Source organism: Lacrimispora algidixylanolytica (assembly GCF_003609635.1).
Lineage (GTDB): Bacteria > Bacillota > Clostridia > Lachnospirales > Lachnospiraceae > Lacrimispora > Lacrimispora algidixylanolytica.
The window spans coordinates 25,396-38,009 of record NZ_MCIA01000001.1 but is presented as its reverse complement, the minus strand read 5'-3'; the positions used below and the strand labels follow the sequence as shown (position 1 = coordinate 38,009).

The following is a 12,614-nucleotide window of genomic DNA, read 5'->3' as shown; positions in this document are numbered from 1 at the left end:
ATGGAGGAAACACCTTGAATGCAGTTGTAACAGGAGCCACCAGTTTTTTAGGACGTGCACTGGTGGACCGGTTGTTAGAGGATGGAAACAACGTATTTGCAGTTGTCCGCCCAGGATCAAAAAATCGTAGCAGTCTTAAGGGCGAACGATCCGGGCTTATGATAATAGAACGAGAATTAGAAGAGCTTCACGAATTGGATCAGGTGATTTCCGAACCGTGTCAGGCATTTTATCATTTTGGCTGGGACGGTTCAGGAAGTGAAAACCGATTAAAAAGGGAAGTTCAGCAAAAGAACGTGAAGGACTCCTTAAAGGCTCTGGAAGGAGCCAGACGCCTGGGATGCGGCCGCTTTCTATTTAGCGGCTCTCAGGCGGAATACGGAATTCACAAAGACGCTATGGCAGAAGATATTGAATGCAGTCCCATTTCCGAATACGGAAAGGCAAAGCTGGAATTCTTAAACAGGGCAGTAGAGCAGACGAATGACTGGAAGCGACAGGGAGTTGCTGACATGGATTATATTCATGCCAGGATATTTAGCGTTTACGGCCCTGGAGATCATCCATGGTCTTTGGTGGAGAGCTGTCTGCGAACCTTTTCGAGTGGAGAATATATCTCATTTGGGGAATGTACCCAAATGTGGAACTTTTTATATCTGGACGATTGTATCCGGGCGCTGAGACTTTTGATGGAAGAGGAAAAAGGATCGGTTTCCGGAATTTATAATGTGGCGGGTCCGGAGGAAGAAAACCGGCAGCTAAGGGAATATATCCGTACCATGTATGAGGTTTTAGGATTTCACGGCAGCTATAGCTATGGAAGAAGAAAACCCAATGCAGAGGGGCCAGCGAATCTCATTCCCGATATTAATAGACTGATAGTAGCAACCGGTTTTAAGCCTTCAGTAACTTTTGAAGAAGGGATTCTTAAGACGTATAAGGCGGAAAAATATTGACAGGAAGGGATTTTTATGGTATGAGAGATAAGATTTGTATTGTATGTGGCAAACCTTTGGAAGAAGATCCTTTGATGATCTTAGACCAGATGCCAGCTTCTGCCCAGGACATGCCAGGGAAAGAAGAAATTTTAGAGGATAAGGGGATCACCCTTAATCTCTTTCAATGTGGTGGTTGCGGTCTTGTGCAGTTTGACTGTCAGCCTGTGGCATATTATAAGGACGTGATCCGGTCTGGCGGTTACAGCACCACCATGGTAAACTTAAGAACTCGTCAGTACCGTCATTTAATTGATACGTATCATCTGGAAGGAAAAAAGCTGATAGAAGCAGGATGCGGGCAGGGAGAATTTCTCTCCGTGCTTTCCAACTTCCCAGTGGAAGCCTATGGCATAGAAAACAGGGAGACTCTTGTTGCTATGGCGAAGGAAAAGGGGCTTAAGGTTTGGCAGCAGTTTGCAGAAGAAGGCAATGTTTTAGCTCCTCAAGATGGAAGCGCTAGCGGTCCTTATGACGGATTTTTATCCTTTAATTTTTTGGAGCATCAGCCGAAACCAGTTTCCATGCTTCGCTGTCTGGCCGAGAACTTACGGGAGGACGGTATTGGTTTGATTACAGTACCAAGTCTTGAATACATTCTGGAGTATGACGGCTATTATGAGCTGATCCGGGATCATCTGGCCTATTATACCTTTGAAACCCTTCGTTACACGGTGGAAGCAGCAGGCTTTGAAGTTCTGGAAGAAGAGATGATCAACCGGGATACTCTTTCTGTCATTGTAAAGAAGAAAAAGCAGCCAGCAGGTCAGGAAGAGTATAATAAAAGTGCAGAGAAACTAGATGTATCAGGCCTTTTAAAAAGTCAGGATACCATTGGAAGTGAGATAGAACATCTTATAAAGGAATTAGAAGCAAAAGGGAAACGTCTTGCTGTCTGGGGAGCCAGTCATCAGGGATTTACACTTGCTTCTACCACTGGGATCGGAGTTTTTGCCAGGTATATCATTGACTCCGCTCCTTTTAAACAGGGAAAATATGCGCCTGCCTCCCATCTTCCAATTGTTTCCTCCGACCATTATATGGCTGACCCTGTGGATGCCATTTTAATCGTAGCGCCAGGCTATACCGAGGAAATCGCAGGTATCATAAAGGAAAAATTTGGACCAAATGTAGAAATACTGGCATTGAAATCCAATCATCTGGAAAGGATATAAGAAAAACCTATGAAAGCTTTTGTTTTAATCGAACCCGGAAAGGTAGGCTGGCACGATGCACCGGAACCAACACTTACTCCTTATGGAGCCATACTTCGTCCAGTCGCAGTCACCCCTTGTTCCTCAGATGTTCACACGGTATACGGTGGCGGCTCAAGAAAAGCGCCGAATTTAATACTCGGACATGAATGCGTTGCCGAGATCTTGGAAGTTGGTGAATTGGTACAGGACTTTAAACCAGGAGAACTGGTGGCGGTTCCTTCCATCACTCCAGACTGGAGGGAATCCGGAATTCAGGAGGGCAATTATAAGCATGCCTCCGCACCTTTTTCCGGCCATCAGCTTGGACGGTCCATTCCTGGAGTCTTTGCAGAAAAGTTTCTAATTCCAGATGCAGATACCACACTGGCAAGAATACCAGAAGGCGTTTCCATAGAACAGGCGCTTATGTGCGTGGATGTGGTGACGACAGGATTTACGGGAGCGGAATTTGCAGACATTAAGATCGGTGATACTGTGGTAGTCATGGGAATTGGTCCCATTGGTCTTATGGCAGTAGAAGGGGCCCGCCTCTTAGGTGCAGCCAGAATACTTGCAGTAGGAAGCAGACCGATTTGCACCCAGCTTGCCAAGGAATTTGGTGCCACTGAGGTATTAAGCTACAAAGACGGTGATATTGTAAGTCAGGTCATGGAACGGACCGATGGTCTTGGAGCCGATGGTGTGATTCTTTGTGGAGGCGGGGATGAAGTCTTTTCCCAGGCGGTTGATATGGCAAGATACGGCATCGGGACTATTTCCAATGTGAATTATTACGGCGGAACCGGAAGCCTTGCCTTTCCTAAATTTTCTGGTGGTCGTGGAATGGCTGGAAAAACCATTCATACCGAGCTTGCAAAGGGTGGAAGAAACCGCATAGAGCGACTCTTAAAGATGATCCAGTATGGAAGAATTAATCCGGAGAAACTGGTGACCCACAAGCTTTACGGCCTTGATGAAGTAGAAACAGCGCTTCGTATGATGAAGGAAAAACCTCGGGATTTGATTAAAGCAATGGTTCAGATAGATTGGAAGTGAACGTATGAAAACAATTAGCATCGTAGTTCCCTGCTACAATGAAGAAGAAAATGTGGAAGCCTTATATCAGGCAATATCTGGTACCTTCCTTAAGGAATTGCCGGATTATCGTTATGAAATTATATATATAGACAATGATTCCAAGGACAGGACAAGAGAGATTGTTAGAAGACTATGCGCGGCTGACCCAGGAGTGAAAGGTATTTTCAATGCCAAGAACTTTGGTCAGTTCAATTCTCCCTATTACGCCATGCTCCAGTCAACCGGAGATGCCACCATTTTAATGGCGGCAGATTTTCAGGACCCAGTGGAGATGATCCCAAGTTATGTAAAGGAATGGGAGAATGGCTATAAGATTGTCATTGGAATTAAGAAATCCAGTAAAGAAAACAAGATCATGTACTGGCTTAGAAGCTGTTATTATAAATTCATCAAAAAGCTTTCTGATGTGGAACAGATTGAGCATTTTACCGGGTTTGGTCTTTATGACGCAAAATTCATCAAAGTATTAAGAGAGCTTGACGACCCTACTCCGTTTCTTAGGGGAATTGTGGCAGAACTTGGCTTCAGGCGTAAAGAGGTCCCATACGAACAGCCAAAGAGACGAGCTGGAATCACCAGCAATAACTTTTATCGGCTTTATGATGCTGCCATGTTAAGCATTACATCCTATACAAAGGTAGGACTTCGAATTGCTACCATCTTTGGAAGCGTCTGTTCCTTTGCAAGTATGTTGGTGGCTTTGATTTATCTCATCATGAAGCTGATGTATTGGGATCGTTTCCCTGCTGGTATGGCTCCCCTTTTGATCGGCATGTGTTTTCTTGGATCCGTACAGATCTTTTTTATCGGTATGGTGGGAGAATACATTCTTTCCATCAATGCCCGCATCATGAAACGCCCTCTTGTCATAGAAGAAGAGCGAATTAATTTTACATCCGGAAAAGAATATGGCCCGGAGGAGGATATGCTTTTGACAGCAGCCTCCATGGAGGATGGTAACAGAGATGAAATATAAGATAGATGTAGCACGTATCCGTGAAAATTCCATTGTGTTAAACGGATGGGTAATCGGAAAAACTCCTGGTTCTAAAGTTTCCGTAAAGGTACTTGATGGTCAGGAAAAAGAGGTGGAATTTAAGTATGTTCCGGTCCGCAGAGATGATGTAAGCCAGATTTATTTTAAGGAAGTGACAGAAAAGGATCTTGGCTTTGATATCAGAATCCCTTATAACAGGGAAGACAATGAGGATCGTTTTCTAGTAATCGAATGCGAGGGAAAAAGCGTAAAAGTAAAACTTAACGCCCAGAGCATCGAAAAGCAGAACAGCTCCGCTCATAAAAAGACGATGAAGCTAAAAGGCATGATGAATGTACAGACCTTACAGTCTGCGGCTGACTTTTTAAAGGAAAATGGGTTGAAGGCATTTCTAATTAAATCCAGACACAAGCTTCAGGGGATTGACAGCGATTACGATTATCCAGAGTGGTACGAACTGACTAAACCCACGGAAGAAGAACTGGAAAACCAGAGAAAAGAAGTCTTTGATTACAAGCCAAAGATGTCTGTGGTAATACCTGCCTTTAAGACACCAGAGCGTTTTATGGCTGCTATGCTTGATTCTCTGTTGGCCCAGACCTATGGAAACTGGGAAGTGTGCATCGCGGACGGAAGTCCAAGAGGAGAAAGTGCAGAACGAGTGTTAAAGCGCTATGCCTTAAAGGATGAAAGAATCCGCTATGTAATTATTGGAGAGAATAAAGGAATAGCAGGAAATACCAATGCCGCCATTGAGATGGCGACTGGAGATTTCATTGTATTAGCGGATCACGATGATACCCTGGCTCCAGATGCTTTGTATGAATGCGTAAAAGCCATTAATTCCGATCCTGAGATAGATGTGGTATATACCGATGAAGATAAGCTTGATATAGACGGTGGAGAATTATTTGAACCTCACTTTAAGCCGGATTTTAATCCAGACCTTTTAAACAGCGTCAATTATATCTGCCATTTGTTTGTGGTAAACCATGAGCTTTTGTTAGAAGTGGGTGGATTCCGGGAAGAATACGATGGTGCACAAGATTATGACTTCATATTGCGCTGTACCGAAAAGGCAAGAAAAATCCATCACGTACCAAAGGCTCTTTACCACTGGAGATGTCACCAAAACTCAACAGCCAGCAATCCGGAAAGCAAGCTGTACGCCTTTGATGCTGGTGCAAGAGCTGTGAAAGCTCATTACGACCGGATTGGGGTAAAAGCGTTATCCGTAGAAAAAGGAATCGATTACGGAATCTATCATTCCACCTTTGAAATCACGGGAGAGCCACTGGTTTCTGTTATTATCCCCAATAAGGATCATTCTCAGGATCTGGATCTTTGCATGCGTTCTATCATTGAAAAGTCAACTTATAAAAACCTGGAATTTATTGTTGTGGAGAATAACAGTACAGAGGAAGCTACCTTTGAATATTACGAAAAGATTCAAAAGGAGTTTGACTTTGTTCGTGTAGTGAAGTGGGAGAAAGAGTTTAATTATTCTGCCATTAATAACTTTGGCGTTACCTTTGCAAAAGGAGAATACCTTCTCTTCTTAAACAATGATACAGAGATTATAAATCCAGACAGTGTTACAGAGATGCTTGGGTTCTGTCAAAGAGATGATGTGGGAATCGTTGGAGTAAAGCTTCTCTATTCCGATGAGACCATTCAGCATGCAGGCGTAGTTGTAGGCTTTGGAGGAATTGCCGGTCATACCTTTATCGGTCTTCATAAGTCAGAAAGCAGTTATTTCAACCAAGTCATGTGCGCCAGAAATTACAGCGCAGTAACGGCTGCCTGTATGATGAGCAAGCGTTCCGCGTTTGATCAGGCAGGAGGCTTTTCCGAGGATTTGGCGATTGCCTTTAACGACATTGATTATTGTATGAAGGTACGTTCCTTAGGAAAGTTAGTGGTTTATGCCCCTTACGCCTCATTCTATCATTATGAATCTAAATCAAGAGGACTTGAGGACACACCGGAAAAGGTGGCTCGTTTCAACCGTGAGATTCAGAAGTTTTCTGAAAAATGGCCGGATATTCTCAGAAACGGAGATCCATACTATAATCCCAATCTAACCTTGCGCAAATCCAATTTTGCCCTTCGTGACCTACGAAAGGAAAAAATCGGAGAACCCTATAAACTTGAGGTATGAGATGTTGAAAAAAGTAACCATCATTATTCCTAACTATAATGGACTTAAATTTATGGAACCTTGTATGAAAGCACTGGAGACTCAAAGTGATAAAAACTTTGAGCTCCTTGTGGTGGATAATGGTTCCACAGACGGCAGTGTGGAGTGGCTAAAGGAACATAACATTCCTTCTGTTTTTCTGAAAGAGAACACTGGGTTTTCTGGCGCCGTCAATGTGGGAATCCAGAAGGCGACTACTCCCTACGTTATTTTACTTAACAATGATACGGAACCAGAGCCAGATTATGTTTTGGAACTGGTACGCACCATGGACAGCTCCAAGCATATTTTTTCTGCAAGCAGCAAGATGATTCAGCTATACCATAAAGAACTTATGGATGATGCAGGAGATATGTACAGCGTTCTTGGCTGGGCTTACCAAAGAGGGGTTGGGCAAAGTAGTAAGGGATATAAAAAGCCACGGAATGTGTTTGCTGCCTGCGCGGGAGCTGCCATCTACCGAAGAGAGGTATTTGATGAAATCGGTGGATTTGATGAAGCTCATTTTGCCTACTTGGAAGACATTGACGTAGGATACCGGGCAAAAATCCATGGCTATGACAACGTTTATTGTCCAGATGCAGTGGTTTACCATGTTGGTAGTGGCACCAGTGGTTCCAAGTACAATTCCTTTAAGGTAAAACTGGCCGCCAGAAATAATATTTACTTAAATTATAAGAATATGCCGTTATTTCAACTGCTTTTAAATCTTTTTCCTATTATTTTGGGAATACTAGTAAAATACATGTTTTTCAAGAAAATCGGATTTGAATCTGACTATTTGGAAGGGTTAAAAGAAGGCCTTAAAACAGCCCATACAACGAAAAAGGTCAAGTTTCAAACGTCACGGTTTTTAAACTATGTAAAGATTGAAGGGGAGTTGATTTTTGGCACATTCCTGTATGTTTGGGAATTTTTACGAAGAAAACTAAAAATTGACAGGTCTTATTAAGAAATTATTTATAGCACTATAAGAACATATCATGTATAATAAACGGGAAATTATCATGGAGAAGTATGGTGCAATGCACGATTGGAAGGTTTGCTGCTATGATAAAGGATAATCAGAAAAAATTTAATGGATTTCATGTAGTACTGGATGGACTGGTCATCATCCTTTCCTATTGTTTTGCCTGGCTCTTTCTTTTACTGGGCAATCGGTTGTTCAGCCCAGATAAAAATGTCCTGGCACCACAGTACATTTTTTCAGCTCTTATTTTTGTTTTGCCTATCTATCTGCTTCTTTATGGCTTCTTTCAGCTCTATGCACCGAAACGAGTCCAAGAGAGACGATATGAATTTTCTAATATTTTTAAGGCAAACGTATTAGGAGTGCTCATATTTATATTAATCCTGTTTCTGATTAAGAAAAATCCATTTTTTGGTGAATTTTCTACCAGAATGGTATTTTATTTCTTTGCTATCAACATAATTTTGGAGACAGCAGAGAGAAATTTAATTCGCTGCATGTTATCATCCATGCGATCTAAGGGATACAACCAGAAGCACATTCTTTTAATTGGTTACAGCCGTGCGTCAGAAGGGTTTATTGACCGGGTACGTTTAAACCCAGAATGGGGATATCAGGTCAAAGGCATTTTAGACAATGAAAAAGAATGGGGTAGCGGATATAAAGGCGTGAATGTCATAGGAAAAATTAAGGATTTGGATGAAATTCTTGCCTTAAACTCTTTGGACGAGATCGCCATTACCTTAAGTATCAACGAATATGCAAACTTAGAAAAGATCGTGGCTTCCTGTGAAAAATCAGGAGTCCATACAAAATTCATACCAGATTATAACAATATGATCCCCACAAGACCTTTTATAGAGGACTTACAGGGGCTTCCAGTGGTCAATATTCGAAGGGTTCCACTTACGGATCCGGTCAATGCACTGGTAAAGAGAGCGGTGGATATCGTAGGTGCATCTGTTGCACTATTGCTGTTTTCCCCAGTTATGCTTTTGACAGCAGCATTAATCAAACTTACGGCTCCGGGACCGCTGATTTATAAGCAGGAACGAGTGGGTCTACACAACCGGACGTTTCCCATGTATAAGTTCCGTTCTATGGTGGTACAAGCTCCATCGGAGGAAAAGGCCAAGTGGACCACTCCTCATGATGCTAGGGTGACTCCTATTGGGCGGTTTATACGAAAGACAAGCATTGATGAGATGCCCCAGTTTTTTAATGTTCTTTGGGGAGATATGAGTCTTGTGGGCCCAAGGCCTGAAAGACCTTTGTTTGTTGAAAAGTTTAAAGAAGAGATACCCAGATATATGATAAAGCACCAGGTACGCCCCGGGATTACCGGTTGGGCTCAGGTCAATGGATTAAGGGGAGATACTTCCATTACAAAAAGAATTGAGCATGATTTATATTATATTGAAAACTGGACCCTTGGATACGATTTTAAAATTTTGTTTTTGACTATGTTTAAAGGGTTTATTAATAAAAATGCGTACTGATATAGGATACGACACGATTAGGATGAGGTTAAATAAATGAAAAATGAATTTGATGATGAGTTAAACCGTGAGACTAAGAAAAGGGTGAGACGCGGCTATGATTCAAAACCAGATCCGTCCGATGGAGATTATTATCTGGATGACGATTACGAAGATTTTGAAGACCGCAAAAGCAGCGGTGCAAATCATACAAATAGCAGGGATAACGGAGGCAGCCAGCCAGTGCGCCGGGCACCGTCATCATCAAAGGCCGGTTCCACCGGTCAGACCGCATCCCGTCAGAGTCAAACATCAGGGAATGCAAAGGGAAACGGCCAGCCATCGTCACGAGGTCAGGTTGTAATCGGAGATGGAGATACCAGACAACAGTCTCGTGCTCCCCGCCAGGAGAAACCTTCTCCTTCTAGCCGTGCAGCAGCTTCAAACGGCAAGAAGGGAAAAGTTAAAAGGATCATTATTATGGCGGTTGCAGAGATTTTCACCCTGGCCCTTATTTTCTCCTATGCTTATGTGGCTAGGATTATGGGGTCCATGCAGCGTCCAGATAACTTTGATGAGAACCAGGTTCGTAACGAAGAGATGTCTGATGCACAGAAAAAGCACATGACCGGTTTCCGTACCATTGCAATCTTTGGTGTGGATAGCCGTGACGGCAATGTCAACAAGGGTACCAATGCTGACGTTATTATGATATGCAACATTAACCGTGATACAGGAGAGATAAGACTTGCATCCGTATATCGTGATACATATCTAAATATCAACGAAGGCACTACTTATAATAAAATTAATGCCGCCTACGCCAACGGAGGAGCCTCCCAAGCCCTGGCAGCCCTGAATAAAAACCTTGATTTGGATATTTCAGAATACGTTACCTTTAACTGGAAGTCAGTTGCCGACGGCATTAATATGCTGGGAGGCGTTGATATAGATATCACCAAGGCAGAATTTAAGTATATCAATGGCTTTATAACGGAAACCGTGAAAAAAACCGATGTTCCTTCGGTTCATTTAAAGTCAGCAGGCTTAAATCACTTAGATGGTGTCCAGGCAGTAGCCTATGCAAGACTAAGAAAGATGGATACTGATTTTCAAAGAACAGAACGTCAGCGTCTTGTCATTCAAAAATCGTTTGAGAAAGCTAAAAAGGCAGACTTAGGATTATTAAACCGAATTCTCTTAATGGAAGTGGAACAGGTAGGAACGAACTTAACATTTAGTGATTTTACAGAGCTTTTATTAGACATTGGAAAATTTCACATTGGAGAGACTGGTGGATTCCCCTTTACCCGAGGCGATATGAAGATGGGAAAGAAGGGGGATAGTGTCATTCCTCAGACCCTGGTTACCAATGTTTCAGAGCTTCATAAACTTCTTTTTGATAAAGAGAATTACGAACCGTCTGATATGGTAAAGAAGATTAGTGCCAAAATTGCGGCAGATTCCGGTATGTATAAAGACGGAACGTATGTGGACGATTCTTCAAAACCAAATAAAGGTAAGCCCAAAAAGGATTTGGATGAAACCAAAGAAGTAAAGACGACAGAAGCATTGGAATCCTCAGTCCATGAAAGCACCGTTTATGAAACTGATGCCAATGGCAAGCCAATTAAGAATGGCCCAACCGCTGGTACCAGTGCCGGAGAGACGAAGGAAACAAAGCCAGGAGAGACGAAGAACCAGGAATCCTCATCTGGTACAACAAAACCAGGAGAGACAAGACCGACTCAATCAAGCGGTCATACAGAAACCACCGCGGCTTCTAATGGTCCTGGAGGCAAAGAGACTACATCTGCTTCTCAGAATACGACGGCAGAAACAACGAAGTCCAATACAACTGGCCCTGGAGATGTGGCTCCAACCCAATCAGACAATAGTCCAGGCGGGGTAAATACAGAAGCACCTGTAGTACCGGCACCACCGTCTAATTAATAAAATTAAAAAATCTATCTCATTTCACATATAAACTATATTTTTATCACAAATTGGTCACATTTCATTGATAAACTGTGATTATCAAAGCGATAACAAATATAGGTGAAAGGAGATAGATTTTATGTTTAATGAAAACGAAGATACAGGTAAATTAAATCCTGAGGATCATAGAAACGAAGAATCCACAACAACTGATTTTATAATGAGGGACCCAGAACCAGAAGTGAAACCAGAACCAGAACCAGAGTTTCAGCAGTCACAGATCAGCCAGAACGTTCCCTATTATCAGGAACAACAGTTCCAAAGAACAGCGGATCAGACTTCTTTTGAAAGAGATCCCAAGCCTCGTAAAAAACGTGGTTTTGGAAAAAAAGCAGCAGCTCTTATCAGCAGTGCTCTTGTGTTTGGTGTTGTTGCAGGAAGTACTATGGTAGGAATCAACTGGGCAGCAGGAGCTTATAGCAATAGTAGATCCGTTGATATTAGCAAAGCAGAAACAGTATCCTCTCCCGGAACGGTACCGGCAACCAACGCTTCCAATATGACCGTTGCTACCAATGATGTATCAGGGATTGTAGATAAAGCAATGCCGTCTGTCGTAGCCATCACCAGTAAGGTTGTTTATGAGAGCCAGACCTGGTACGGTTCCATGCAACGAGAAGGAGAAGGAAGTGGCTCCGGTATCATCGTAGGAAAGAATGACGATGAGCTTTTAATAGTCACCAACAACCATGTGGTACAGGGAGCAGAAGCATTAAAGGTAACGTTCATTGACCAGCAGCCAGTGGATGCAGCCATTAAGGGAACGGATGCAGAATCAGATTTGGCAGTGATTGCAGTTCCACTTAAGAATATTTCTGCTGAAACCTTATCTAAAATTGCTATGGCATCTCTTGGCAATTCAGATAACATAAAGGTAGGCCAGGGAGTCGTTACCATAGGAAATGCACTTGGCTATGGTCAGTCCGTAACAGTAGGTTATATCAGTGCCCTTGACCGTTCCGTTCAGACAGAAGATGGAACAAACCGGAATCTTCTCCAGACCGATGCTGCCATCAACCCAGGTAACAGCGGAGGCGCACTTTTAAATATGCAGGGAGAGGTCATTGGAATCAACTCTGCCAAATATTCCTCTACTGAAGTAGAAGGAATGGGATATGCAATTCCTATTTCAAAAGCTCAGACCATTATTGACAATCTGATGACAAAAACAACCAGAAGTCAGGTTACTGCTGCAGATCAGGGATATTTAGGGATTCAGTGTAAGAACATTGATGCAACCACCAGTCAGCAACTTGGTATGCCTCAGGGTGTATTCATTTACAAAATTGTAGAAGGCGGCGCTGCCAGCAAGTCTGACATACGGGAAAAAGATATTATTACAAAATTTGATGGTCAGTCCATTAAGACATACGACGATCTTACCAATATGCTGAAATATTACAAGGGCGGAAGTACTGTGGCCGTTACGGTTCAGTCCCTTGAGAATGGAAAGTATGTAGAGAGAAGTGTAAATATCACTCTTGGATCACGTCCTGCAGAGACTCAGCCACAAAGCTAAGATAAACCATAGTTTTTTTAATCATACCCCTATATAGGACGTTGAACTATAAATGTCCTATATAGGGGTATTTTCATATATAAACCGTTTCACAACCATTCATTAAAAAAATCTAAATTCCTTGTCCGCACTTGTAGGAGTGTTTTAAATGCTTTATAATAAT

The 12,614-nt window shown here is 42.5% G+C and carries 9 protein-coding genes; all 9 read left to right on the top strand.

The genetic code is table 11. The features are described 5' to 3' along the window. Window positions 1-14: 14 nt before the first annotated feature. The 9 genes from BET01_RS00190 (at window position 15) to BET01_RS00150 (ending at window position 12,451) form a co-directional block, all read left to right on the top strand. Complete coding sequence (locus BET01_RS00190; RefSeq protein WP_120194751.1) at window positions 15-956, top strand: NAD-dependent epimerase/dehydratase family protein; 942 nt, start codon at window positions 15-17, stop codon at window positions 954-956. Between the two features lie 20 nt (window positions 957-976). Further along, window positions 977-2,170 (top strand): class I SAM-dependent methyltransferase, encoded by a 1,194-nt coding sequence (locus BET01_RS00185; protein ID WP_120195306.1) that lies wholly within the window; start codon window positions 977-979, stop codon window positions 2,168-2,170. A gap of 9 nt (window positions 2,171-2,179) precedes the next feature. Then, window positions 2,180-3,247 carry a zinc-binding dehydrogenase gene (locus BET01_RS00180; RefSeq protein ID WP_120194750.1) on the top strand — a complete coding sequence of 356 codons (1,068 nt, stop codon included), beginning with the start codon at window positions 2,180-2,182 and terminating at the stop codon, window positions 3,245-3,247. Between the two features lie 4 nt (window positions 3,248-3,251). Beyond that, window positions 3,252-4,265: a glycosyltransferase family 2 protein gene (locus tag BET01_RS00175; protein ID WP_120194749.1), complete on the top strand. Its 1,014-nt coding sequence runs from the start codon at window positions 3,252-3,254 to the stop codon at window positions 4,263-4,265. After that, window positions 4,255-6,447, top strand: a complete 2,193-nt coding sequence (locus BET01_RS00170; protein WP_120195305.1) for a glycosyltransferase — start codon at window positions 4,255-4,257, stop codon at window positions 6,445-6,447. The genes BET01_RS00175 and BET01_RS00170 overlap by 11 nt, the downstream gene beginning before the upstream one ends. A 1-nt stretch (window position 6,448) precedes the next feature. Next, complete coding sequence (locus tag BET01_RS00165; RefSeq protein ID WP_120194748.1) at window positions 6,449-7,438, top strand: glycosyltransferase family 2 protein; 990 nt, start codon at window positions 6,449-6,451, stop codon at window positions 7,436-7,438. A gap of 98 nt (window positions 7,439-7,536) precedes the next feature. Continuing rightward, a complete protein-coding gene (locus tag BET01_RS00160) occupies window positions 7,537-8,955 on the top strand; it encodes an undecaprenyl-phosphate glucose phosphotransferase (protein WP_120195304.1) in 1,419 nt (472 codons plus the stop codon). Window positions 8,956-8,991: 36 nt separating this feature from the next. Continuing rightward, entirely contained in the window at window positions 8,992-10,887 is a 1,896-nt protein-coding gene (locus BET01_RS00155; RefSeq protein WP_120194747.1) for an LCP family protein, read from the top strand. Window positions 10,888-11,011: 124 nt separating this feature from the next. Further along, on the top strand, window positions 11,012-12,451 hold the full coding sequence (locus BET01_RS00150; RefSeq protein ID WP_120194746.1) for a S1C family serine protease: 1,440 nt from the start codon (window positions 11,012-11,014) through the stop codon (window positions 12,449-12,451). Window positions 12,452-12,614 lie beyond the last annotated feature (163 nt).

Bases quoted from the DNA above. Each gene is read 5' to 3' on its own strand.
- BET01_RS00175 (WP_120194749.1), top strand. From the start codon at position 3,252: ATGAAAACAATTAGCATCGTAGTTCCCTGCTACAATGAAGAAGAAAAT.
- BET01_RS00160 (WP_120195304.1), top strand. From the start codon at position 7,537: ATGATAAAGGATAATCAGAAAAAATTTAATGGATTTCATGTAGTACTG.
- BET01_RS00165 (WP_120194748.1), top strand. From the start codon at position 6,449: ATGTTGAAAAAAGTAACCATCATTATTCCTAACTATAATGGACTTAAA.
- BET01_RS00150 (WP_120194746.1), top strand. From the start codon at position 11,012: ATGTTTAATGAAAACGAAGATACAGGTAAATTAAATCCTGAGGATCAT.
- BET01_RS00155 (WP_120194747.1), top strand. From the start codon at position 8,992: ATGAAAAATGAATTTGATGATGAGTTAAACCGTGAGACTAAGAAAAGG.
- BET01_RS00185 (WP_120195306.1), top strand. From the start codon at position 977: ATGAGAGATAAGATTTGTATTGTATGTGGCAAACCTTTGGAAGAAGAT.
- BET01_RS00170 (WP_120195305.1), top strand. From the start codon at position 4,255: ATGAAATATAAGATAGATGTAGCACGTATCCGTGAAAATTCCATTGTG.
- BET01_RS00180 (WP_120194750.1), top strand. From the start codon at position 2,180: ATGAAAGCTTTTGTTTTAATCGAACCCGGAAAGGTAGGCTGGCACGAT.